Below are 24,029 nucleotides of genomic sequence, written 5' to 3'. Positions count from 1 at the left end.
ACCTTGCGCGAAGCTTGCAATGCGAATCCTGTTGATCGAAGACGACGCGGCCCTGGCCGACGGCCTGGTGCGCGCCCTGCTGGGCGCCGGCCATTTGTGTGACCACCTTGCGCAGGGTCTGCTGGCACCCGCGGCACTGGCCGCCGCACCCTATGACGTGATGGTGCTGGACCTGTCGCTGCCCGATGTGGATGGTCTGGAACTGCTCTCGCGCCTGCGCGACCAGAGCATCACGCTGCCCGTACTGATCCTCACCGCGCGCGACGGTGTTGAGGATCGCATCCTCGGCCTGGACCGCGGTGGCGATGATTACCTGGCCAAACCCTTTGCACTGGGCGAGCTGGAGGCACGCCTGCGCGCCCTGTCGCGTCGCCGCAGCGATGCCCCGGCACAGAAGCGGCTGGGCCGGCTGTGCCTGGACAGCATCCGCCAGGAAGTACAGGTGGACGGCCAGCGCATCGAATTGACCGCGCGCGAACTCGCCCTGGTGGATGCACTGATGCAGCAACCCGGGCGCACGGTCACCAAACAGCGGCTGTTCGACACGCTGTACAGCTGGGACCACGACGCCAACCTGTCGGTGATCGAGGTGCATGTCAGCCGCCTGCGCCGCAAGTTCGAGCAGGCCGGCGCGGGCGTTGGCATCCGCATGCTGCGCGGTCTCGGCTACCGGCTGGAGGCCATCGATGGTTGAGCGCGTGCACAGCCTGCGCGGGCTGCTGCTGCGGCGCCTGTGGCTGCCGCTGCTGGTCCTGCTGCTGTGCAGTGCGGTGGGATCCTTCGCACTGGCGCGCTACTTTGCCGGCCAGGTCTACGACCGCTGGCTGCTGGATTCAGCGATGTCGCTGTCCGAGCTGGTGAAGGACCAGGGCGGACGCGCCGTGATGGACGTGACGCCGGCGATGTCGCGCATGTTCACCTGGGACACCGTGGACGAGGTGCATGGCGAGGTGGTCGACGCCGCCGGTGCACGTCTCTACGGCGATCTGCCCGAAGCGCTGCCGCGTCCCGCGCAGGCCGCGGACGACGATGCGACCTATTACGATGCGCGGCTGCGCGGGCAACCCGTGCGCATGGTGGACGTGGTGGTGCCTGTGGCAGGCGGCCACGACGTGCGCTTGCGCGTGGCCGAGACCCTGCGCAAGCGGCACCGGCTGGAGCGCAAGCTGCTGATGACCAGCGTGCCCTTCCAGGCCGCGATTCTCGCGCTGGCCGCATGGCTGGCCTGGTCCGGTACCGGCGCCGCAGCGCGGCATGCCAACCAGGTCGCACGGCGCCTGGCCAGCCCGCGCCCGGACCCCTTGGCGCCGTTGGACCCCGCGCAGGAAGCACCGCGTGAACTATGGCCGGCGGTAGAGGCCTACAACGCGTTGCTGCAGCGGCTGGATGCGATGCAGGCGGCACAGCGGCGCTTTGTCAGCAACGCTGCACACCAGTTGCGCACGCCCTTGGCCGCGATGCAGGTGGAGTTGGAAAGTTCGTTGCGGCAGCGGGATCCACAGGCACAGCAACTGGCGTTGTCCGGCACGCTGGCCGGCTTGTCGCGGCTGCAGCATCTGGTCAACCAGCTATTGCTGCTCAGCCGTTCGGAGGATGCACAGGGCAGTGCCCTGCCGTTGCAGACGCTGGACGTCGCCGTGCTGGCACGTGGCGTGGTCGAGCGCTACGCCGACCGTGCGCTGGCGGCGGGCGTGGACCTGGGTTACGAAGGGCCGGATGACGGGGTGCCGGTTGAAGGCGATGCGCCGTTGCTGCGTGAAGCACTGGGCAACCTGCTGGACAACGCGCTGCGGTACGGCGCCGAGCAAGGGGTGATCACGCTGGCAGTGCAGCGCCGGGATGACGGCGTGCAGCTGTGGGTGGATGATGATGGTGCCGGCATCGACGCGACTGAGCGCGGTCGCGTCACGGAACGCTTCTATCGCGCCAGCAGCCAAGGCGATGGCTGTGGCCTGGGCTTGGCCATCGTGGCCGAGATCGCGCAGCGGCATGGCGCCGCGTTGGAGATCGGCAGCGCCCCGATGGGCGGCGCGCGGGTGGGATTGCGGTTTTCTACCTGACCGTAGAGTCGAGCTTGCTCGACTGCAGGTGGACTCTGTAGAGCCGAGCCCATGCTCGGCTGCTTCTTGCGCGGTGTCTGAGCCGAGCATGGGTTACGCCCTGCAGATCCGGCAGCGGACAGCCTCAGCCGCCACGTGCCATGCCCCCACATTGCTACGCTGATTCAGTCCCTCCAGAACTGATCGGTGCTTTCAATGCCGCCTCTTCGATCCTCGCTTCTGAAATGCCTTGTGCCAACAGCGTTTCTACTGACCGCCTGCCAAGGTCCCGCGCCGAAAAAGCCCCAAACGCTCTCTCCTGAGCTCACCGCGCGCATCGAAGCATTGTCGCAAAAGACCAAAAAAGACCTGGTTGAGGTGGAGGGCGGCACCTTCATCATGGGTGACTTCGGCCCCATCGATCCGCGCGCAAAGATGCCGTACAGCAGTGACCGCAACGATGACGTGCTGCGCGAGGTAACGCTGAGCAGCTACGCAATTGGTGCGAAGAAGATCACCTATGCCGACTTCGACGTCTACACCGACGCCACGGGGCAGCCACGAACGGCGCAGTACCCGATGGATCTGGAGTACAGAAACCTGCCAGACGACCTGCCGGTCGGCGTGAGCTGGGAGGCTGCACAGCAGTACTGTGGATGGGTTGGAAAACTGATCGGGCGGAAGATGGAGCTGCCGACAGAGGCGCAGTGGGAGTATGCGGCGCGTAACCGGGGCCAGTTCGTCATATGGCCAACCGATGATGGCACAGTCGACAACGGCCGGAATGTCGGTGATTACAAGACGGTTCGAGCGTATGCCTCCAAGCATGGGTACACAATAGGCCCAACTCCGCTGGGTCACTACCCGCCCCCCCGCTGGGTATGTACGACATGATCGACCATGGGTTTGAGTGGGTCTTCGACTGGTATCGAGACCCTTACGATGTTTCCAACACACACGATCCCCGCGGACCCACACATGGCAATGAAAAAGTCCAGCGAAGCCACAGCAACCAGGGTGGAAGTTCACTTTTCATCGTATCGATGACGTTCACTCGCTTCAAGCACGAACCAGCCCCTGGTCCCGACCCCCTTCTCTCTGAGGAAGGAAGGCGGCTGTTCAATCCCAACGCCTTCAACCGATTCCGCTGTGCAGGAGCTGCGCTTCCGCCTCCTTTGGCATGAGTGTCCCTCACCTTTAATGCTGTTGCTACGCTGATTCAGTCCCTCCAGAACTGATCGGTGCTTTCAATGCGACCACTTCGATCCGCGCTTCTGAAATCCCTTGTGCCAACAGCGCTTCTACTGACCGGTTGCCAAGGCCCTACGCCGAAAAAGCCCCAAGCGCTCTCTCCTGAGCTCACCGCGCGCGTCGAAGCGTTGTCGCAAAAGACCAAAAAAGACCTGGTAGAAGTTGAAGGCGGCACCTTCATTATGGGTGACTTCGGCCCCATCGATCCGCGCGCAGAGATGCCGTACAGCAGTGACCGCAACGATGACGTGCTGCGCGAGGTAACGTTGAGCAGCTACGCAATTGGTGCAAGGAAGATCACCTACGCCGACTTCGACGTCTATACCGACGCCACGGGGCAACCCCGAACGGCACAGTACCCGATCGACCTGGAGTACAGAAACATACCGGACGACCTCCCGGTCGGCGTGAGCTGGGAGGCCGCGCAACAGTACTGTGGCTGGGTGGGAAAACTGATCGGGCGGAAGATGGAGCTGCCGACAGAGGCGCAGTGGGAGTACGCAGCGCGAAACCGGGGCGAATTTGTTATTTGGCCCACCGATGATGGCAGCGTCGACGATGGAAGGAATGTCGGCGACAACGAGACAATCTCACGCTACGCTTCACAGCACGGGTACACGATCGGTCCAACCCCCCTTGGTCAATACCCGCCCACCCCGCTAGGCCTGTACGACATGATCGACCATGGGTTTGAGTGGATGTTTGACTGGTATCAGGATCCCTACGACAGTTACGACCTACGAGATCCGCGCGGACCTGCGCATGGTGAGGAGAAGGTGCAGCGGAGTCACGATAACCGTGGCGGAGACTCACTTTTCATCGTGTCGATGACTTTCACGCGATACAAGCGAAAACCCGATCCGGGGCCGAATCCACTTCTGGACGATGAAGATAAGCACCTCTTTAACCCCAACAGCCGAAACAGGTTCCGATGTGCATCTCCCTCATCTCCAGATTCGACGAGGTGATCCAACGGCTGCTTACCATCACAGCCTCAGCTAGGAACAGATGCGCTCTGGTTAGGATCGACTTCTGGATATGCTAGTTCTAGTGGCCGTAGCGATGCCTCGTCCTTCCTGATTCAGTGGATTGAGGTAGCTTCCATCGAGGCTCGCGAAGGTAGGGGCGTCCTTCCCGTCAAGCGCTAGAAGTGTATCGACATCCATCATCTGCAGGTCCGCCAGCTCATACCCCTTGGGAAAGCTACCCAGCAGTCTGTTGCGATGGGCAAGGAACTGCTCAAGGTAGCTATTTCCAAGTTGGCCCGAAGGCGCTTCACCCTCCGCATTGATTGGATCAATCACCTGGCCTTTTAGATCATCGGACAACGAAACACCGTAGTTCAAGAATCTAATTACATCGCCCTCAAGCTTGCCTGGCTTTTCATCGCTGGGCTCGCCTTCAGCGGTCATGTGCTGAAACATGGCTTCCCACTCACTAGCAAGAGTGATGCCCTTTATCACATGGATCACTGCCTTCTTGTGTTCAGGAAGGTAGTGCAACTGGGGATCGAGCACTCCATCGATATTGGCTGGATTCTGCGTGTGCGTCATCCAGTTGTGGCGAGTGATCGCGTAGAGAAGCAACCCACGAGTCATAGGAGTCGCATACAGAAGCCATGTCCCGCTACCGTTGGATGGACTCGCTGCGACAGAGTTGATGCGCCGCACCAGCTCAATTCTACTTCTCGCCACGTTAACTCCTTGGGTCATCGCTTTCACTTTTTCATGGGCCTCATCAATGCTCCCGGCCAGATACTCCGCTATCGCGCCATTACGGGAGAAGACCAAGAACACCACTTGCGAGAGATGCTCTAGAACTCCATCTGCAAAGAACAACAGCTCTTTAAACCCAGCATGCGCCAACTGGTAATACACCCACTTGGCGAACTCCAGCATCCCCTCCACGCCCACGACAAAATCCAGCGACCCTCTACAGCCAATGCCCACGCACAACCGCGCACTGACCTTGATCCTGAACCTCCCGTCCGCGTAGTACACATACAGCTGCGCCTTGACACCCGCCCCTGCAGAACCGGCCAGACCCTGGCTCAACTTCGCAAGCGTCACCGGCTTTCCCTGCTGCGGCGGCAGCCACTGCAGCTCCCCCGCAGGCGTCAGCCCCGCTTCAACACCCACAAACGCCTCGGCGTTCACCTGCATGCCATTCAGGCTCTTCGGCGGCTTCTCGCCCACCGCCGCCATCACAAAGCGCCCGGACGGCTTGCCATCCTTGTCCGGCGGATCGCCCATGTCAGCCCGAGGCATGCCCCGCACGATGTCGAAGCTGGGCACGAAACTGTCGTCACGATCGCGTGGCTGCGCCTCGACCTTCACAGCGCCGCGATCAATGGTCACGCCAACAGCACCCATCAAGGCACGCTTCACTCCGGCAAAGCCATGCAACTCCAGTGACATCTGGAATACGATCGCGCCCAGGTCGATATCGCCGTAGCGCTGCATCCACCCCGTGCGCGAAGGAATCGACCACGTATGCACGGCCTTCGCTTCAAACAGCGCCAGTTTGTAATGCGCGCTTGCTTCGACCTTGGCGCTGGCCTTGCGGTGCAGGGGATCCCACTCGGCCTGGGCACTGGCCCCGGCGCCTGCCACAAACCGCAACCACTGCGCAGAGGTCTCCAGCGAATAGGTCTCCGACTCGCGCACAAAGTCGGAGAACTGATTCCCACCCAGCTCGATCAGATCGAACTGGATGTTCGGCGCCTTGACGTTCCGGCCGATCTGGCCCTTGATCGTCATCAGCGACTCCTTGAACTTGCGTGAATCGAAGTTCTCGAAGGCCGAGCCTTTCTGGCGGGCGGCGCTGCCCACGGACATTGTGCTGTCACCCGCCCGCGTCGTCGCGCCCACATCCACGTGAGTGGGCACGCCCATCAACCGGCGGCCTTTGAATTCATCGTATTTGAAACGCGGCAGGTAGTTGCGGCGAAGGCCCACCTCCTGCTCCGGCTCGCCGTCAGCCTTGCGGCTGTAGCTTTCAAACGTGATCACCTCAACAAGATCGGTCTTCCGGGCAAAGTTCCCGTTGAGCATGGCGGCTGCACGGTCCTCGGCCATGCCCAGGTTCTTCTCGGTTTGGGCCAGCGTGGCACCTACAAGCTTCGATGCACTGCATAGCGAATCCCCCGCCCAATCAGCGGCTTTGGCTTACGCCCCTCACACGTCATGAGTGTCGCACCCATACCTGTGGTTGCTAGGCTGATTCAGTCCTTCCAGAACTGATCGGTGCTATCTATGCGACCACTTCGATCCGCGCTTCTGAAATCCCTTGTGCCAACAGCGTTTCTACTTGCCGCGTGCCAAGGCCCCGCGCCGAAAAAGCCCCAGACGTTCTCTCCTGAACTCACCGCGCGCATCCAAGCGCTGTCGCAAAAGACCCAAAAAGACCTCGTGGAGGTGGAAGGCGGCACCTTCATCATGGGCGACTTCGGTCCCATCGATCCCCGCGCAAAGATGCCGTACAGCAGTGACCGCAACGACGACGTGCTGCGCGAGGTAACGCTGAGCAGCTACGCAATTGGTGCCAAGAAGATCACCTACGCCGACTTCGACGCCTACACCGATGCCACAGGACAGCCCCGCACCGCGCAGTATCCGATGGATCTGGAGTACAGGAACATACCGGACGACCTACCGGTCGGCGTGAGCTGGGAGGCTGCACAGCAATACTGCGGATGGGTGGGGAAATTGATCGGCAGGAAGATGGAGCTGCCAACAGAGGCGCAGTGGGAATACGCAGCGCGTAACCGAGGTCAGTTTGTTATCTGGCCCACCGATGATGGAAGCGTCGATGATGGAAGGAACGTCGGGGACTTCGAGACAATCGGTCGCTATGCATCACAGCATGGCTACACAATCGGCCCAACCCCGTTGGGTCAGTACCCACCCACCCCGCTGGGTCTGTACGACATGATCGACCATGGATTTGAGTGGGTCTACGACTGGTATCAAGATCCCTATAATGCTTCCGACATACAGGATCCTCGCGGACCTCCAAATGGCAATGAGAAGGTCCAGCGCAGTCACAGCAACCGTGGTGGAGATTCGCTATTCATCGTGTCGATGACGTTCACTCGTTTCAAAAGCGAACCTGCCCCTGGCCCCGACCCCCTTCTGTCGGAGGAAGGAAGGAAGCTATACAACCCCAACGGCTTCAACCGATTCCGGTGCGCGGGCGCCGCTTCTTCCCGCTCGAAGGATAATTGACGCGCCTCAGCAACGGCATGGCGTCTATGTTCATCACTGGAAACCTAGAGCCTGCAAACTAAGATCCGTTTGCAGGCGAGCTACCGCGACCAAGTATCGCAACTGCCCGTTGCCCCCACTCATGCGAGCGAAAGTAGCTGTCTTCAATACTCGCAAATGTAGGCGCGTCCTTCCCGTCAAGCGCTAAAAGTGCATCGACACCCATCATCTGTAACTGAGCCACTTCATACCCTTTCGGAAAGCTTCCTATTAGTCTGCTGCGATGTGCAAGGAATTGCTCTAAGTAACTGCTTCCGAGCCCCTCTAGAGGCACATCACCTCCAGTATTGACTGGATCAATCACCTTTCCTTTGAGATCACCGGACAATGATCGACCGTAATCAAGGAATCTTACTACATCCCCCTCAAGATCGCCCGGTGGTTGGCTGGCAGGCTCACCTTCTGCAGTCATGTGCCGGAACATGGACTCCCACTCACTTACAAGAGTAACTCCCTTTATCACACGAAGAATGGCCTGCTTATGATCAGGCAGATAGTGCACTTGGGGATCAAGAACCCCCTCGACATCGATTGGATTTTGCATGTGCGTCATCCAGTTGTGCCGGGTAATGGTGTAAAGGAGCATCCCACGAGTCATTGGTGTGGCGTATAAAAGCCATCCGTTACTGAGACCCGCATTTCCGGGAGCAGAGTTGATCCTTCGAACTAGTCCAATACGATTCTGCGCAGTCTGAACTTTGCGGATCTGGTCTTTAACAGCCACCTTCGCGCGATCAATGCTTTGGAAGAGAAGTCGTTCCACAGATCCTTCAGTGGAATTCTCCAAGAATGCGATTTTGGAAAGGTACTCCAAAGCCTCCCCCGCAATGAACAGCAACTTCCTGAACCCAGCATGCGCCAACTGGTAATACACCCACTTGGCGAACTCCAGCATCCCTTCCACCCCCACCACAAAATCCAGCGACCCTCTGCAGCCAATGCCCAGGCACAACCGCGCACTGACCTTGATCCTGAACCTCCCGTCCGCGTAATACACATACAGCTGCGCCTTGACGCCCGCCCCTGCAGAACCGGCCAGACCTTGGCTCAACTTCGCAAGCGTCACCGGCTTTCCCTGCTGCGGCGGCAGCCACTGCAACTCCCCCGCAGGCGTCAGCCCCGCTTCAACACCCACGAACGCCTCGGCGTTCACTTGCATGCCATTCAGGCTCTTTGGCGGCTTCTCGCCCACCGCCGCCATCACAAAGCGCCCCGACGGCTTGCCATCCTTGTCCGGGGGATCGCCCATGTCAGCGCGGGGCATGCCGCGCACAATGTCGAAGCTGGGCACAAAACTGTCGTCACGATCGCGCGGCTGCGCCTCAACCTTTACAGCGCCGCGATCAATGGTCACGCCAACAGCACCCATCAAGGCACGCTTCATTCCGGCAAAGCCATGCAGCTCCAGTGACATCTGGAACACGATCGCACCCAGGTCGATATCGCCGTAGCGCTGCATCCACCCCGTGCGCGAAGGAATCGACCACGTATGCACGGCCTTTGCTTCAAACAGCGCCAGTTTGTAATGCGCGCTCGCTTCGACCTTGGCGCTGGCCTTGCGGTGCAGGGGATCCCACTCCGCTTGGGCACTGGCCCCGGCGCCTGCCACAAACCGCAACCACTGCGCAGAGGTCTCCAGCGAATAGGTCTCCGACTCGCGCACAAGGTCGGAGAACTGATTCCCACCCAGCTCGATCAGATCGAACTGGATGTTCGGCGCCTTGACGTTCCGGCCGATCTGGCCCTTGATCGTCATCAGCGACTCCTTGAACTTGCGTGAATCGAAGTTCTCGAAGGCCGAGCCTTTCTGGCGGGCGGCGCTGCCCACGGACATTGTGCTGTCACCCGCCCGCGTCGTCACGCCCACATCCACGTGGGTGGGCACGCCCATCAGCCGGCGGCCTTTGAATTCATCGTATTTGAACCGCGGCAGGTAGTTCCGGCGAAGGCCTACCTCCTGCTGTGGCTCGCCATCATCCTTGCGGCTGTAGCTTTCAAACGTGATCACCTCAACAAGATCGGTCTTCCGGGCAAAGTTCCCGTTGAGCATCGCCGCTGCACGGTCCTCGGCCATGCCCAGGTTCTTCTCGGCCTGGGCAATCGCTTCGAGGCTGCGCCCAGCAAGGGCCTCCTCCAGCTGCCAGCGGGCGCGCGGCACGGCGGAGAGGCTGCCTTCGATGGATCGCGCGACCTCGCGGAACTCCTCCCAGACCTCGGGTGTCAGCAACAGAAGTTCTTCGTCAGCCGCATTCAGCAGCGCCGGCGCGCTGATCTTCCCGGCCAGCTCCAGCGTGGCACCTTCGCCGGGCCCGCTCACAACGGCATGCATCTTCACCGGCACCACCGGCACCAGGCGGGGCTGCCCGACGACCCGTGGCTCCGACAGGCCGCTGCGCAGCTCGCTCCGGCTGCCCGGCAGCGTGAACACCAGCCGCAGATCTGATTCGCAGAAGATGCGCGGCGTCATCCCCTGCAGGTCCGTTACGCCACGCACCACCTGACCGTGCACGTCGCGGGCGATGACCTCCACACCCTTGCTGTCGCGGCGGTAACCCACGAACGCGGCCCCCGGCACCGGTGTTGGCGGACCCTGCCGCTGCAGCTGCAGCTGGTGGAACGGCCGTAGCCGCAGCCGCCGCACCTGCAGCGCAGGCCGCATCGTCGCGTCGGCCCGTGGATCCTCGCTCCACGGCCCCAGCTGCGCGGGCTCACGGCAGTCCGGGTGCTGCAGCGGATCGGTCCACTCGCCGCTGGCATCATCGCGGACCTGTAGTTGGTATCGATGTTCACTCTGCGGCAGTAGCACGCCCTGCCCGGGACCCGCAGCGGCGTCCTGCCCGTTGCGCCGTGGCCAGGGCAGCTTCAGGCCGACTGGCCCGGCGCCGGGGTGCGGCCAGCCTTTGCGCCAGTCAGGGAGGACCGGTGGCGCCGGGGTGGGTGCGCGCTCGGGTAGTGTCACGCGATCCGTGTCGCCGTGGGTGTCGGTCCTGCCGGACGCCACGATCGTGAAGCCATGCAGCACATCGCGGATGCGATAGGTGACGCCCGCACAGGGCACGACGTTGCCATGCCCGTCATGGCGAAACAGCGTGAATTTTCCAGAGCTCATGTTCCAGATTCCTTTCTTCCAACGTGATCAGCTATCGCCTGCGTCGCGCAGGTAGCCCTCGTGCCGTTCGTCATCCACGAACAGGCCAACCTTCTCCGGTCCGTCGGTGACAACTTCCTCGGTAAACCCGTTGCCATCGGTCGTTCCGCTCAACCAGCGGCCATCCGGCAGCTGCATCGAATAGGCCGCCCCCGCCAGCGGGACGCCTGCGTGATCGCGCACAAGGAAGCGGGCGCGGCAGGGTGCAATACCCAGCGTGCGTAGCGGATAAGCAAGGGACGCCGGGCCGACGAAGCTGTGCTGGCCCGCATGCACGGTGAGGGTTCCCGGGCAGCTGAACTGCAGGTTGCCCCCTTCCAAGCGCAGGCTGGCGCCGCCCTCCACCTGTACGACCAGTGCACCTCCAGCGGCCAGTTCGACCGCCGCATGCGCGCTGGACAGGCGCTGTTTCTGCCGAGACTGCAGCTTCACCGCGTCGCCCTGCGCCTGGATCTCGATCGGTTGCTCACCGGCAGCGAGGGTCAGGCCGGACGCAAGCCCCGATGCCGAAGTGGCGGCCGACGCCAGGACGCCGACCGACTGTGCCGCGTGCAGGCGCGCGTGGCCCATGACTACCGCGTGTGCAGCACCACCGGCACCCAGGACCAGGCTCTGCCCTGCCTGCCAGAACAGCCCCTGCCCCGAAACCACCGCCTGCAGCGGCGCAACCATGCCCAGCAGCGGTGCCGTGCTGTGGGGGACGCCACCAGCTGTGTCGCCGGCGGCCGCGCACGCACGGGCGAAGCCATCGGCCGCAACCACGCCCGCTGCCGCTTGCCGCAGCGGTGCCAACGCAGGCGAGGCATGCAACCCTCCGGTGCCGTGCAGCACAGCGCCCTGCCCAGACGCAGCGGCCATCGCCCCACACTGGGCCAGCAGCGCGCCTGCCTGCGCTGCCGTACCCGCCGGTTGGCCAGGCCCTGACGGATGGGCACCGAGCCACAGCCCACGCTCGCTGCGCACCACGCCCGCTGCATCGCTGCGCAGCTCGAAGCCCTGCCCACGCAGGCTGCCGCGATGATTGCCGCGCTGGTGGATGACGTGGCCGAGGTTCAACTGGGTGGCCGCCTGTGTCGTCGCCAATTGCAGGCGGAGCTGGTTGTCCGTGTCGTCGAACTGCAGGGTGGAGCCACCCTCACCGCCCCATTCGCGGGAGCTGAAACCCCAGAGCGCCCCGGGATGGCGATGCGCCTGCGGGCCATCACCCGCTGCGTGCCAGGCCGGTGCGTTGCCACCGGCAAGGTTGCCGGTGCCGCCGACGCGCGTATCGCTCGCCTGCGCATGCAGCGATGGATCGTTCTCGCCGCGCCCGTTGTACAGCGCGCCCAGTACGATCGGGCGTTGCACATCCCCCTCCAGGAAGCCCACCAGCACCTCCTGGCCCACGCGCGGCAGGAACTGGCTGCCCACGCCCGGGCCTGCAAACCGCTGTGCAACGCGCAACCATGCGCTGTGCGCAGGCTTGCCCGCTGCATCCATCAGCGGAAAGCGCACGCGGATCCGCCCGAGGGCGTCGGCGTACACGCGACCGCCTTCGGCTGCTCCGCCGCCCTCATCGGCACCGACCACGATGGCCGTCTGCCGACCCACCACCTGGGCTTCGCCCGCCGGGTCTGTCGTGGATGGACGCCAGGGGCGCTGGCGGTCAACAGCATGGAAGGCGGCGGCATAGCCGAGCTGCTGGGCACGGCGCTGCAGTTCGGTAGGCAGGAACCCGTCACTTTGCAGCGCCTCCACCCAACGATGCGGGAGCAGCCGATCTGGCAAGGTATTGGCGCCGGCATGCTCCAGCGAAGTGATCAGCAGTTCGGGCGTGTGTTGCGGCGACCATTGGCTGATGGCCGACCACCTGCCTGCGGCCAGCCCTCGCACTGTCGCAATGCCCTGCCACCCATGCCGATCCGCTTCGTGGCGCTCAACCGAAAGGACGGCGCGCCGCTCGCCTTCTGCGTGCGATTCGAAGCCCAGCGAGCCGCACGCCAGATACTCCTCGACAGACGAACTGCCACCGCCATCCACCGGCAACTGCACGGCCAGCGTGCGATCCTGCCGATAGTCATCGCTGACCATGCTCAACCGGTGCGGGCCCAGCCGCACGCGCCGGGCCAGGTGCAGCACGCTGTCCTCCTGCTCCGCCGCGTCGCCGCGGTGGAAGCGAAGGGCACCGCCACGTGCCGAAGCCGCGTGCTGTGGCAAGGCCACGCTATCGAAGAACAGTTCGATTCGATGCAGTGCGGGCGCCTCCGCATCTGCCTCGACACGCCAGCCAATGCCCTCTTCGGCCAGCAGGCCGGCGACAAAATCCATATCGGACTGGCGATACTGCACGCAGTAGTGACGCGGCGGCAGCGCGTCCAGGCAGGCCCGCGCATCGTCGCTCCAGCGCCAGCAGGCGAGCGCTGGATGGCCGGCGAACACGGCATCCACGATCTGGCGAACGGTTGCATCACGGAAAACACGACTGTTCCGTTGCTGCGCCAGCCACCACGTCCATGCCGCCAGGCGAATGCGGTAGCGGGTAAGGCCGCGATCGCAGTCCAGCCGGCACACCTCGCGTACCAGGCCGGCCCGCCGGATGTCGCGCCCCTGCGCATCGCGGGTGGACAGCGTCGCAGGCCGGCCCGGCCACGTTTCGCAGGCCGGGTCCGTGTGCGAAGCGAGTACGTCGACGTGGTAATCCAGTCCTTCGGACAACGCTTCGCGTCCGCGCCAGCGTTCGACCAGCAAAAGCCCTGCGCCGGGCAGTTCAAACCGGTGCAGCAGCGCTGCATCCTCATGCGCTTGCAACGTGTGCATATGGCTTACGCCCTGTGCACCACCCTGGCGCACTTCTGTGCGCAGGAACCTAGCAAGGGGTTGGCCGAGGAAAAATCAGACGATTACGAAAATGCCCACGGACGGCTGAAGAACATCACTGCATCACGGATTCGCCAGCGAGTTGTATGGCCGAGACGCAACGTGCAGGCAACAGAAGGTGCTGATTGCGACACGGAAGGTGGCGCCTGCGCAGCGCGCACCGCATTGGTAGAGCCGAGCCCATGCTCGGCTGCTCCTGGCGCGGTGTCTGAGCCGAGCATCGGCTCGGCTCTACAGGTTCCGTCGCCGGGCGTGGCCCGGCGCTACCGTCGTTACTTCGTTGACACAGCACGCACTGCACACGAAGTTCGTAGATCCCGGTAGACGCCAACCAAGGTTGGCACCTACCAGAGCAGCATCAAGCGCGCCGCATCAACGACTCATCGAATACGGCGCCTGCGCACCCTGCCCCGGCCATGCCTTGTTCGGCTCGGCCTGCATGGTGAAGGTCAGCTCGCCACCGGCCAGGATCTCGTCATGGCGCAGGAAGGTGCGCTGCAGCGGCTTCCCGTTGAGGCTGACGCTGCCCACGTAGGTGTGCTTGTCGTCCAGGCCGTTGGCCACGATGGTGAAGGTCTTGCCGTTCGGCAGGCGCATCGCGGTCTTCGGCAGGAACGGGCGGCCCAGGATGTATTCGCCCGAACCCGGTGCCACCGGGTAGAAGCCCAATGCAGTGAACACGTACCACGCCGACATCTGGCCAACGTCATCGTTGCCGGCCAGGCCATCGGGGCGATCGGCGTACTGCGTGTCCATGATCTGCTTCAGGCGTGCCTGGCTGCGCCAGGGCTGGCCGGCATACGAGTACAGGTACGCCACGTGGTGGCTGGGTTCGTTGCCATGCGCATACCAGCCGATCAGGCCGGTGATGTCTTCCATGTGCTCGAAGATGGACGGATCGACCTTGGCGTTGAACACCTCGTCCAGCCGCGCCAGCAGCTTGTCGCTGCCACCATGCGCTGCAGCCAGGCCGGCCACGTCCTGCGGCACGTACCAGGAATACTGCCAGGCGTTGCCTTCGGTGTAGTCGGTGCCGTAACCGCTGGCGCTGGGGTCGAACGGCGTGCGGAAGCTGCCGTCACGCTTGCGCGCGCGCATGAAGCCGGTGTCCTTGTCGAACGCATTGCGCCAGTTGCCGGCGCGCTTGTCGAAAGTGCTGGCCACGTCGGCCTTGCCCATCGCCTGCGCCATGCGCGCGATGGTCCAGTCGTCGAAGGCGTACTCCAGGGTCTTGCTGGCCGCCTCGCCTTCCTCATCGATGGGTACGTAACCCAGCTCGCGGTACTGCGCGATGCCATCGTAAGGGCCGTAGTTCGCCGTCTCGACCATCGCCTTCAGCGCCTTGTCGGCATCGAAGCCACGGATGCCCTTCACGTAGGCATCGGCGATCACCGGCACGGCGTGGTAGCCGATCATGCACCAGTCTTCCAGGCCGTGGAACGACCACACCGGAAGCATGCCGTACGGGCTGTGGTCGTGGTGGGCCAGCATCGAGTTGATGAAATCGCTGTTGCGCTTTTCCGGCTGCACCAGGGTCAGCAGGGGATGCAGGGCGCGATAGGTATCCCACAGCGAGAACGTCGAGTAGTTGGTGTAGCCCTCGGCCTTGTGCACCGCATTGTCGGCGCCACGGTACTGGCCGTCGGCATCCATGAACAGCGTCGGGCCCAGCATGGTGTGGTACAGCGCGGTGTAGGCGCTGCGCCGTGCATGCTCGGGCGCGTCGATGTCCAGCACCGACAGCGCCTGCGTCCACTCCTGCTTCGCCTGTGCGCGCACGCGGTCGAAATTGAAGTCGGCCACCTCCGCATCGAGGTTGGCGATCGCACCGGCCTCGCTGACCGGCGAGATCGCGACCTTGACGATCAGCGGCGCATCCAGCTTGCCGAAGTCGAACGTGCCGACCAGCTGGCGGCCCTCGATCTGCGCCCGCTGCGCCGGGTCCTTCTCGCCCGGGGGCGCGAAGCCCTTGTAGACGATGTCCTTCTCGGTGTTGTGCAGCTCGTGGCTGGCCAGCGGCCGCGAGAAGCGCATGGCGAAGTACAACTGGCGGCCCGCCGCCCAGCCCCGCGTTTCGCGGAAGCCGGTCACGGTGCCATCGTCGCGCACGCGCACCCGCGACCACAGGATCTTGCCCGGGTAGTCGTACATGCTGGTGCGCATGTCCAGCAGCATCTTCGCGTCGGTGCCCTTGGGGAAGGTATAGCGATGCACGCCCACGCGGGCGCTGGTGGTCAGCTCGGCGCGCACCTTGTAGTCGTCCAGAGTCACGGCGTAGTAGCCGGGCTCGGCCTTCTCGTCGTCATGACGGAAGCGCGAGGCGTAGCCACTGCGCGGCTTTTCCGGGTCACCGCGCTCCAGGCCCGGTTCGCCGGTGAACGGCATCACCAGGATGTCGCCCAGGTCGGAATGGCCGGTACCTGAGAAATGCGTGTGCGAGAAGCCGACGATGCTGCTGTCGTCGTAGCGGTAGCCCGCTGCCCAGCCATAGGCCTTCTCGCGCGGCTGGATGCGCGTGTCCGGGCTGAGCTGGACCATGCCGAAGGGCACAGTGGCACCCGGGTAGGTATGCCCTTCCCCGCCGGTGCCGATGAAGGGGTCGACCGAGGCATAGGCCTTGTCGGCGGCGGACTTCGGCGTGGCGGCCGTGCCCACGCCGGAGGCGAGCATGGCGGTGGCGGCGACGGCGATCAGGAGGCGACGGTCCAGCAGGGGCATCGGCATTTGGATCGATTCAGGTGGTGACCGGATCGTAGCACCGGGCCAAGGCCTGCACATGCTGCGTTGCAACTGAACAGATGGAGACGCGACGAAAAGTGTCGCTTTCATATGCAACTTTTTGTATTCACCACCTCTGCCCCGGCGGACAGACTGGATCGGTAGCGGTGCACTGCACCTCTACAACGAGAACCGCCTGCTGATGTGCTGGCGCGCTTGCGACGTTTTTGGCGTTGTTTCGTGGCGCCAATGCGGGTGCCGACGGCCTTCCGCTCTGTTGGGGCTGAGCGCCCGCAGGTAAGCAGAGTGCTTTCCGTTGGGTGCATTGCGCCATGTAGTGACGCATTCGGACCACTTGCAGGGCTGCGCGTTAAAGCGCTCTTGGCAGCGCCGCAGAAGAGGCAACGCGATGATGAAAAAGAAACTGGATCCGCTGCGATGGCGGAGTGCAGGATGGCGGCGCAGTGGCGTAACCGCTGCCGGGCGTGGAACCCCGAAATGAGTTGTGAGAGCTGCTTGCCGTGACTACGGCGGGCGGTGCGCGGCGGCCGCATGGCCCACCGGCTTTTTCTCACAGCTCAGCCGAAGTTCCACCCGCGTATCGCCCGCCACCTACGGGTGGCCCACTCTTGCAGGAGCCATCGCATGTCATCTGAAGCACCCACCATTACCCCCGAAGTGGAATCGCTGTTTTTCCGGTTGGAACACGCGCTGTACACCGCCGAAGGCATGGCGACGATGATCAACGAGAACGAACCGCCGGACCCGGCGGCGCATGGCCGGCCGGGCTACAACGTGCACAAGGTCAGCTCGGCCATCATTGCCGTCAGCCAGCGTGGCCGCCGGTTGCTGGGTGAACTGCGTGCACACCACGGCCCCATTACGTTGCATTGAGGCCGGGGTGGCGCCTTCTGTAGAGCCTAGCCCATGCTCGGCTGAGAGCGCAGTCGAGCATGGCTCGACTCTACAAAAGCAGTCGAGCATGGGCTCGGCTCTACAAAAGCAGTCGAGCATGGCTCGACTCTACAAAAGCAGTCGAGCATGGCTCGACTACAAAAGCAGTCGAGCATGGCTCGACTCTACAACAGCAGTCGAGCAAGCTCGACTCTACTGCAGGCCGCCGCTGACGCGCTCCAGCGCCTGCCGGTAGCGCCGGCTGCCGAACAGGCCCCGCTGCAGGGTCGTGCGCAGCGCCTGCACGTCCTCATCGTCCGGCTGCTGCGCGCAGGCGCGCTCGGCCCAGAACACCGCCCGGTGGAAGTCGTGATCGCTGCGCGCGGCGTAGTACTGCGCCAGCATCCAGGCGGCCTGGGTCCACGCCTGCCCACCCCAGAATTCGAGGGTCTCCAGCAGGCGTGGCAGGCGACCTTCGGCAGGCTCCTGCGTGCGCAGGTAATGGCCGACGCCGGCCACGCAGCTGCGCACCCTACGCTGCAGGCGCTCGCCCCATTCTTCTTCGGTCGCCGCCAGTTCCAGGCAGCGCAGCTCGCAGGCGTTGGACAGGTGCACCAGTTCGTCCACACCCATGCCCGCAATGCCGCCCTCCTCCAGCCCGCGGTCGTAGACCAGGCTGAGGTTGTAGAGCGCGCGGCCACTGTCCTGCTCCGCTGCGCGGCGGTACCACTGGATGGCCAGCGCCGGATCGTAGGCCGGCACATGCTCGAAGTAGTGGTAGCCCAGCGCGGCCTGCATTTCCGGGAAGCCCAGCTCGGCACCGGCCTGCGCCATGTGCAGCAGCGCGGTGTGCTGCTGCGTTTCGTCGAAGGCGTAATAGACGTCGTTGAACGGGCAGTCCGCGCCAGGCGCAGGCACCGCCATCAGCGCCGCCGCATGGCGATAGGCCGCCTCGGCCTGTGCTGCATCCGGCGTCACGCCGCACCAGCCGGTGTCGCGCAGTGCGCCCTGCATCACCGCCGCCCAGGCTGAGTTGCGCCACTGCCGCGCTACGACCGGCGCCAGCCACTCGCCCATGCCGGTGGCGGCGGCCGCGTGCAGCATGCGCATCAACTGGGGGTCGTCAAACCCGCGCGGCACGCTGGGGTCGGCCGCCTGCGCGTAATGCGCCGCGGCCATATCAGTGTTGTCCACCCGCGATGCAAGCTCGGCGAGCTGCAGGTGGATGCCCGTGCGCTCCAGTGCCGACTGCGGCTGCGCCAGCAGTTCCATGCCGCGCGCGAACGCCTGCTGCACCGCGCCGCGGTTGCCGGTATCGATGCTGTCCACGTCGATGGCGTCCAGCCAGGCGACCATCCGCAGCTGGTTGCGCTGCGATGCGTCGAGGCCTTCAGCCAAGGGGCCATCGGCCAGCGCCAGGATCTCGTCATGGCTGCCACCCCAACGTGGCGTGCGCAGCCGCGCGTAGGTGTCCAGCAACGGCAGGCCATGGCCGGCGGCCTGCAGGCCCATCTGCAGCCAGGCCAGCGCCGGCTCCGGCGAACTGCCGACCCCCTCGATCGGGTCGCCGTCCTCGTCCAGCTCCGGCGGCAGCGGAATGGCGGTCGCCCAGGAAGCGGGCAACGCTGCAGGCAGCGCCGGCAGGCGGGGTGACTCGGCCATCCACGCACCCAGCAGCGCCTGCATGTCGCGCCAGGGACCGGCGCCATCGGCGGGATGAAAGCCATCATGCATCCAGTCGCTCATCCACACGGGAACGCCGAAGGCCGCCACGCTGCGCATCAGCTGGTGCAGCAGCGGCCAGCACAGCGGTCCACGATCGGCCAGGGCGATGGCATGCACGAACAGCGCGGTCTGCGCGGCATGCACGCTCGACCAGGCGCCCTCGCCCACTGACGCTGTCCAGCCCGAGCCACGCGCATCGACGGCAATGCGGTCCCAGACCAGCGCTGCCAGCAGCAGCGGCGCGTCGGCCTGCGGCGAGGCCTGCTGCCAGGCAGCCAATGCCTGCCACAACGTGTTGATCGGCAGCGCCTGCGGAGGCGCCAGCAGGGTGAGCACGCGCGCACCGCCATCGGCGTCCTGCGGCGCGAGAAGTTCAGGCAAGGCGGACTGGATGGCCTCGAAGCGATGGGCGAGCAGGTCATCCCAGATCGCGGGCGCGGCACGACGCCGCGGGGATTCAACGGAAAGCGGAGAGGTCATCAGGATTCAAGCAGAGCGACAGCACGCGCGGAGTATAGCGCTGCGGCGGGGTCGTGCTTCGGCTTTGCTTTGGTAGTGGTCAAGCTTGCTTGACCGCCTTTTGCCGTTCCGTCGCGCAAGCTCGACGCCTACCAGAGCGAGAGGCGGACGCAACAGCAGTCGAGCACGCCCGAAGCTACGTCGGCAGCGCCGCCACCAGCGTGGACAGATCCGCGCTGTCCACCGGCCGCACTACGCGGGCTACTTCCTGGCCGTCGCGCAGCAGCACGACAGTGGGCCACAGCTTCACCTGGAATGAGCGGCCCAACGGCTTGCCCTTGCCATCTTCAATTTTCCAGTGCGGCAGGTCATGCGCGTCCACGAAGGCCTGCAGCGCCGGCTGCGCGGCCTGGCAGTGGCCGCACCAGGGCGCGCCGAACTCGATCAGCAGCCAACCCGCCTGCGCATCGACATCGCTGCGGGCCGGCTCAACGGCCTGGTGGTCGCGCATGAACGGCATGCGGTTACGCCGCCAGTGCGCGCTGGATGTCTTCCAGCGGTGCGTTGGTGAAGTTCTTGGCGAGATCATCCAGCAGGCGCGCCTGCGCTTCCTTGTGCAGCAGCGGGCGGATGCGGCCCAGGGTGATCGGGTCGGCCACCAGGATCAGGTGCGCATAGCGGTTCTTCAGCGCATCCTCATTCAACTGTTCGGCCACCTGCTTGGCGAACGTGGCTTCGTTGAGCTGCGAAATGGACATGTCCTTCGGCACGGCACCGGAAGGGCCCTGGCCCGACACGCCCTGCTCGCTGATGTCCTGCAGGCGCAGCTCGCCCTCCTGCTTCAGCGTCAGCTGATGATCGGTGCCGACGTTGATGAACACGCGCGCCGAGCCACCATCGGTGACGACGACAAGGGTACCTTCGGGAATGCGACGGGTCATGCGATGCTCCGGTTGCGTTGGTTCGCCACCACCGTAAAGGCTGCGTTGTGAGCGATGCGGCCACACTGCGTCCACAGCATGTCATCACGGCTCGCACATGAACAGGCACGCTGGAACACTGCGTCCGCGCGTCACCGCTTCGCTGCATGTTCACGCCGTAACCGTTATCATGAACGGATGATCGACACGACGTACTACGTGACAGGCACGCCTGTTACGTGGGAAGCACGGCCGACCGGCGTACCGCTTGCCACACCCGCTCCCACCCCGCCATTCCTCCGCCGCGCGCAGGATCCGGGTGGATGACACCGCTCAGGCGTAGTTCTTCGCTGCTTCTCCCGATGTGCCCCCTGCCCGCCTGAACTGATCAGCCTGTGCTGATTGGCAGCAGCTGCCATCGCGGCTGGCCCGGATCTTCGATCTTCACCAGCCCTCGCCGATCCACGGCGTAGTTTCCCGTGCGTGGTCTTTTCCCGTACGTCCTGGTCCAGCGTGGACCGCCCGCACCGATGCCCCTGCGCCAGTTGCGCCAGCATCGCCGTTTCCGATTCTCGGGACACACCACACCGCCTATTCCGCACTCCAATCCAAGAACAGAAAGGACGTCCCATGCAGGACAACCCCGATGCCCATGCCCATTTCGGCTGGTTCAAACGCCGCCGCCACCTGAAGGTTGACGAGATCACCGTCGTCGACAAGCCCATGCTCAAGCGCGCCGTCGGAGCCGCTGCACTGGGCAACGCGATGGAATGGTTCGACTTCGGCGTCTACGGCTACCTTGCCGTGACCATTGGGCAGGTCTTCTTCCCCTCCAGCAACCCCACCGCGCAGGTCATCGCCGCCTTTGCCACCTTCACCGTGGCGTTCCTGGTGCGCCCGCTGGGCGGCCTGGTGTTCGGCCCGCTGGGTGACCGCTACGGGCGGCAGAAAGTGTTGGCGTTCACCATGATCCTGATGGCGCTGGGCACGTTTGCCATCGGCCTGATCCCCTCCTACGAACGCATCGGCATCTGGGCGCCGGTCCTGCTGCTGCTCGCGCGCGTCGTGCAGGGCTTCTCCACCGGCGGCGAGTACGGCGGCGCCGCGACGTTCATCGCCGAATATTCCACCGACCGCAACCGCGGCCTGATGGGCAGCTGGCTGGAGTTCGGCACGCTGGGCGGCTACATCGCCGGTGCAGGCACTGTCACCGCGCTGCACATGCTGTTGAGCAGCGAGGACATGCTGGACTGGGGCTGGCGCATTCCGTTCCTGGTGGCCGGCCCGCTGGGCCTGCTCGGCCTGTACATGCGCATGAAGCTGGAAGAAACCCCGGCCTTCCGCGCCTTTGCCGAAGAAGCCGAGAAGCGCGAGCACGACCGCCCGGGCCTGGGTGACCTGTTCCGCGTGCATGGTCGCCAGCTGCTGGTGTGCATGGGCCTGGTGCTGGTGTTCAACGTCACCGACTACATGCTGCTGACCTACATGCCCAGCTACCTGAGCGTGACCATGGGGTATGCCGAGAGCAAGGGCCTGCTGCTGATCATCATCGTGATGCTGGTGATGATGCCGTTGAACATCGTTGGCGGGCTTTTCAGCGACAAGCTGGGCCGCCGGCCGATGATCATCGGCGCCTGCATCGCGCTGCTGGTGCTGGCCGTGCCCTGCCTGCTGCTGATCGGCAGCGGCAATGACTGGCTGATCTTCCTCGGCCTGATGCTGCTCGGCCTGGCCCTGGTGTGCTTCACCAGCTCGATGCCCTCCACGCTGCCGGCGCTGTTCTACACGCCGGTGCGCTACAGCGCGCTGTCGATCGCCTTCAACGTGTCGGTCTCGCTGTTCGGCGGCACCACGCCGCTGGTCACCGCCTGGCTGGTCGAGCGCACGGGTGACCCGCTGGTGCCGGCCTACTACCTGATGGTTGCGGCGGTGGTCGGCCTGGTCACCATGATGTTCGTGAAGGAGACGGCGAACATGCCGCTGCGCGGTTCACCGCCGGCCGTGGCCAGCGACAAGGAAGCCGCTGCGCTGCTCAAGAGCGATGGGCCCGTGACCGTGGACCCGACCCTGCCGCCGCTGCCGGAAGCCGGTGACGGCGAGGCACCCCGGCCGGCCTGACAGGACAGGGCCGCTATGCGCATGGGTCGTGAACACGACCCATGCCGCGTCAGCCCGTTGCTGGCGCGTCGGTCTGCAGCAGGCTGTCCCGGTCCCGCAGCGGGAAACGGATGTGGGCATCCACGCCGTCGGCACGGAACAGCAGCTGCCCGCTGCCGGCCAGCTCGTAGGGCACCCGCTTCTCGATGAGCGAGCAGCCGAGCCCGCGTCGCTGCGGTGCAGACCAACCATCCACGGGCGAATGCCGTTCGCACCAGTGCAGGGCCAGCCAGGGGCTGCTCCCCTCCTGCGCCTGCACGGACCACGAAACGTCGATGCGGCCATCGCTGCGGATGGCCCCGTACTTGAGCGCGTTGGTCGCCAGTTCGTGCACGGCCAGCGACAGCACTTCGGCCGCCTTCGGCGGCAGCAGCACGTCAGGGCCATCCAGCAGATACTGCTCGTTACGGTGCACCTGCACCGATATTTCCTCGTCCAGCATGCCGCGCAGGCAGACCCCCGCGTTGTCCGCGCGGGTCAGCAGCGCCTGCGTGCGGGCCAGTGACATCAACCGCCCGCACAAGCGCTCGGCATACTCCTCGACGCTGCCTACGGTTTCCTGCGTGCGCCACGCGATGGCGTGGATCATCGCCATGATGTTGCGCACCCGGTGCTGCAGCTCGGCCAGCAGCACGGCCTGGCGCTCGGTGGCACGCTTCAGCGTATCGATGTCGATGGCGATGGCGAACACACCGGTGACTTCGCCCTGCGCATCCCGCAGCGGCGCTGCCGCGATGCGTGTCCACCGCACCTGTCCATCCTCGTGGGTGAACTGGAATTCCAGCCCCGGCACGACCGTGTCGCCGCGAAGCGCGCGCGCTACAGCGAAGTCTTCCGGGCCGATCAGGCTGCCATCCTCATGCCAGCCCTGCCAACGCGGCATGTTGCCGCTGTCCCGCGACGGCAGCTCGCCGCTGGGCAGGTAGGCGCGCATCTGCTCGTTGGACTGCAGCACCCGGCCTTCGGTGTCGACGATGCACAGCCCCACCGGAAGCATCTGGAAGGCCAGTGACAAGCGCTCGTCACTCTGCCGCCTGCGTCGCTGCTCATCGTCGCGTGCGGCGTGCGCGGCATGCGCGGCGGTCGTCTCGAACATCGTGACGAGCACGCCATCGATGCGCCCGCACGCATCACGGATGGGGCTGTAGGTAATGGTGAACCAGATGTCTTCCAGCACCCCCTGCCGGGCAAGCGGATACAACTTGTCCTCGTAGGTGATGGTTTCGCCCTGCCATATCCGTGCATAGATGGGCCCGTTGATGTGCCACACCTCGGGCCAGCAGATGCGGGTCGCCTGGCCCAGGCCGTGCGGGTGCTTGTCGGCCAGGATCTCGGCATAACCGTCGTTGTACAGCTGGACCAGTTCTTCGCCCCACAGCACGATCATCGGGAAGCCGTGGGCCAGCATCAGGTCCACGGTCGCCCGCAGGTGCGGCGCCCAATCGTTACGGTCGCCCAGCGGGGTGGCCGACCAGTCGTGCCCGGCGATCCGTTCAGCCATGCCACCGCGCAGCGCGTGCAGCGGCGGCGACGTCGGCAGCACCGGCGTCGTCGCAACAGGAGCGCTCAGCTCCATCCGACTAGCCATGCGGCGCCT

At 64.5% G+C, this 24,029-nt stretch carries 16 protein-coding genes; 8 read left to right on the top strand and 8 right to left on the bottom strand.

The features are described from left to right. The first annotated feature begins 19 nt into the window (after positions 1–19). The 5 genes from C1926_RS15625 (at position 20) to C1926_RS15610 (ending at position 4,258) form a co-directional block, all read left to right on the top strand. A complete protein-coding gene (locus tag C1926_RS15625; RefSeq protein WP_108759820.1) occupies positions 20–694 on the top strand; it encodes a response regulator in 675 nt (224 codons plus the stop codon). Beyond that, on the top strand, positions 687–2,060 hold the full coding sequence (locus C1926_RS15620; protein WP_108759819.1) for a sensor histidine kinase: 1,374 nt from the start codon (positions 687–689) through the stop codon (positions 2,058–2,060). The genes C1926_RS15625 and C1926_RS15620 overlap by 8 nt, the downstream gene beginning before the upstream one ends. 231 nt (positions 2,061–2,291) lie before the next feature. Then, positions 2,292–2,933 carry an SUMF1/EgtB/PvdO family nonheme iron enzyme gene (locus tag C1926_RS15615; RefSeq protein WP_254057290.1) on the top strand — a complete coding sequence of 214 codons (642 nt, stop codon included), beginning with the start codon at positions 2,292–2,294 and terminating at the stop codon, positions 2,931–2,933. After that, on the top strand, positions 2,921–3,223 hold the full coding sequence (locus tag C1926_RS21835) for a hypothetical protein (RefSeq protein ID WP_254057289.1): 303 nt from the start codon (positions 2,921–2,923) through the stop codon (positions 3,221–3,223). The genes C1926_RS15615 and C1926_RS21835 overlap by 13 nt, the downstream gene beginning before the upstream one ends. A 102-nt stretch (positions 3,224–3,325) precedes the next feature. After that, positions 3,326–4,258 (top strand): SUMF1/EgtB/PvdO family nonheme iron enzyme, encoded by a 933-nt coding sequence (locus tag C1926_RS15610; protein WP_254057288.1) that lies wholly within the window; start codon positions 3,326–3,328, stop codon positions 4,256–4,258. A 51-nt stretch (positions 4,259–4,309) separates the two neighbouring features. On the opposite strand, the gene C1926_RS15605 is transcribed toward C1926_RS15610, so the two are convergent. Beyond that, positions 4,310–6,367: a hypothetical protein gene (locus C1926_RS15605; protein ID WP_108759817.1), complete on the bottom strand. Its 2,058-nt coding sequence runs from the start codon at positions 6,365–6,367 to the stop codon at positions 4,310–4,312. A 213-nt stretch (positions 6,368–6,580) separates the two neighbouring features. On the opposite strand from C1926_RS15605, the gene C1926_RS15600 reads away from it, so the two are divergent. Further along, positions 6,581–7,516 carry an SUMF1/EgtB/PvdO family nonheme iron enzyme gene (locus C1926_RS15600; protein ID WP_254057287.1) on the top strand — a complete coding sequence of 312 codons (936 nt, stop codon included), beginning with the start codon at positions 6,581–6,583 and terminating at the stop codon, positions 7,514–7,516. A gap of 58 nt (positions 7,517–7,574) precedes the next feature. Here C1926_RS15600 and C1926_RS15595 read toward each other — a convergent pair whose 3' ends face one another. The 3 genes from C1926_RS15595 to C1926_RS15585 all read right to left on the bottom strand — a co-directional run bounded on the left by C1926_RS15595 (position 7,575) and on the right by C1926_RS15585 (position 16,283). Further along, complete coding sequence (locus C1926_RS15595) at positions 7,575–10,664, bottom strand: DNA repair protein (protein ID WP_108759815.1); 3,090 nt, start codon at positions 10,662–10,664, stop codon at positions 7,575–7,577. Positions 10,665–10,691: 27 nt separating this feature from the next. Continuing rightward, complete coding sequence (locus C1926_RS15590) at positions 10,692–13,499, bottom strand: type VI secretion system Vgr family protein (protein WP_108759814.1); 2,808 nt, start codon at positions 13,497–13,499, stop codon at positions 10,692–10,694. Between the two features lie 432 nt (positions 13,500–13,931). Further along, the gene (locus tag C1926_RS15585) at positions 13,932–16,283 is read right to left on the bottom strand and encodes a GH92 family glycosyl hydrolase (protein ID WP_108759813.1); all 2,352 of its coding nucleotides are present in this window, start codon (positions 16,281–16,283) and stop codon (positions 13,932–13,934) included. Between the two features lie 639 nt (positions 16,284–16,922). Here C1926_RS15585 and C1926_RS15580 point away from each other — a divergent pair. After that, positions 16,923–17,171 (top strand): hypothetical protein, encoded by a 249-nt coding sequence (locus C1926_RS15580; protein ID WP_108759812.1) that lies wholly within the window; start codon positions 16,923–16,925, stop codon positions 17,169–17,171. Positions 17,172–17,384: 213 nt separating this feature from the next. On the opposite strand, the gene C1926_RS15575 is transcribed toward C1926_RS15580, so the two are convergent. The 3 genes from C1926_RS15575 to C1926_RS15565 form a co-directional block, all read right to left on the bottom strand. Further along, positions 17,385–19,376 carry a DUF4034 domain-containing protein gene (locus tag C1926_RS15575; RefSeq protein ID WP_108759811.1) on the bottom strand — a complete coding sequence of 664 codons (1,992 nt, stop codon included), beginning with the start codon at positions 19,374–19,376 and terminating at the stop codon, positions 17,385–17,387. Between the two features lie 175 nt (positions 19,377–19,551). After that, positions 19,552–19,875 carry a thioredoxin family protein gene (locus C1926_RS15570; protein WP_079222057.1) on the bottom strand — a complete coding sequence of 108 codons (324 nt, stop codon included), beginning with the start codon at positions 19,873–19,875 and terminating at the stop codon, positions 19,552–19,554. Between the two features lie 4 nt (positions 19,876–19,879). Further along, the gene (locus C1926_RS15565) at positions 19,880–20,296 is read right to left on the bottom strand and encodes a host attachment family protein (protein WP_108759810.1); all 417 of its coding nucleotides are present in this window, start codon (positions 20,294–20,296) and stop codon (positions 19,880–19,882) included. A gap of 609 nt (positions 20,297–20,905) precedes the next feature. Here C1926_RS15565 and proP point away from each other — a divergent pair. Beyond that, positions 20,906–22,393, top strand: a complete 1,488-nt coding sequence (proP, locus tag C1926_RS15560) for a glycine betaine/L-proline transporter ProP (protein WP_108759809.1) — start codon at positions 20,906–20,908, stop codon at positions 22,391–22,393. A 49-nt stretch (positions 22,394–22,442) separates the two neighbouring features. On the opposite strand, the gene C1926_RS15555 is transcribed toward proP, so the two are convergent. Further along, positions 22,443–24,020 (bottom strand): HWE histidine kinase domain-containing protein, encoded by a 1,578-nt coding sequence (locus tag C1926_RS15555; protein WP_108759808.1) that lies wholly within the window; start codon positions 24,018–24,020, stop codon positions 22,443–22,445. Positions 24,021–24,029: the final 9 nt, after the last annotated feature.

Source organism: Stenotrophomonas sp. ZAC14A_NAIMI4_1 (assembly GCF_003086915.1).
GTDB lineage: Bacteria > Pseudomonadota > Gammaproteobacteria > Xanthomonadales > Xanthomonadaceae > Stenotrophomonas.
The sequence above is the reverse complement of the archived record's forward strand: the minus strand, read 5'-3'. Positions and strand labels throughout refer to the sequence as shown.

Bases quoted from the DNA above. Each gene is read 5' to 3' on its own strand.
- C1926_RS15625 (WP_108759820.1), top strand. From the start codon at position 20: ATGCGAATCCTGTTGATCGAAGACGACGCGGCCCTGGCCGACGGCCTG.
- C1926_RS15620 (WP_108759819.1), top strand. From the start codon at position 687: ATGGTTGAGCGCGTGCACAGCCTGCGCGGGCTGCTGCTGCGGCGCCTG.
- C1926_RS21835 (WP_254057289.1), top strand. From the start codon at position 2,921: ATGTACGACATGATCGACCATGGGTTTGAGTGGGTCTTCGACTGGTAT.
- C1926_RS15605 (WP_108759817.1), bottom strand. From the start codon at position 6,367: ATGGCCGAGGACCGTGCAGCCGCCATGCTCAACGGGAACTTTGCCCGG.
- C1926_RS15595 (WP_108759815.1), bottom strand. From the start codon at position 10,664: ATGAGCTCTGGAAAATTCACGCTGTTTCGCCATGACGGGCATGGCAAC.
- C1926_RS15590 (WP_108759814.1), bottom strand. From the start codon at position 13,499: ATGCACACGTTGCAAGCGCATGAGGATGCAGCGCTGCTGCACCGGTTT.
- C1926_RS15585 (WP_108759813.1), bottom strand. From the start codon at position 16,283: ATGCCGATGCCCCTGCTGGACCGTCGCCTCCTGATCGCCGTCGCCGCC.
- C1926_RS15580 (WP_108759812.1), top strand. From the start codon at position 16,923: ATGTCATCTGAAGCACCCACCATTACCCCCGAAGTGGAATCGCTGTTT.
- C1926_RS15575 (WP_108759811.1), bottom strand. From the start codon at position 19,376: ATGACCTCTCCGCTTTCCGTTGAATCCCCGCGGCGTCGTGCCGCGCCC.
- C1926_RS15570 (WP_079222057.1), bottom strand. From the start codon at position 19,875: ATGCCGTTCATGCGCGACCACCAGGCCGTTGAGCCGGCCCGCAGCGAT.
- C1926_RS15565 (WP_108759810.1), bottom strand. From the start codon at position 20,296: ATGACCCGTCGCATTCCCGAAGGTACCCTTGTCGTCGTCACCGATGGT.
- proP (WP_108759809.1), top strand. From the start codon at position 20,906: ATGCAGGACAACCCCGATGCCCATGCCCATTTCGGCTGGTTCAAACGC.
- C1926_RS15555 (WP_108759808.1), bottom strand. From the start codon at position 24,020: ATGGCTAGTCGGATGGAGCTGAGCGCTCCTGTTGCGACGACGCCGGTG.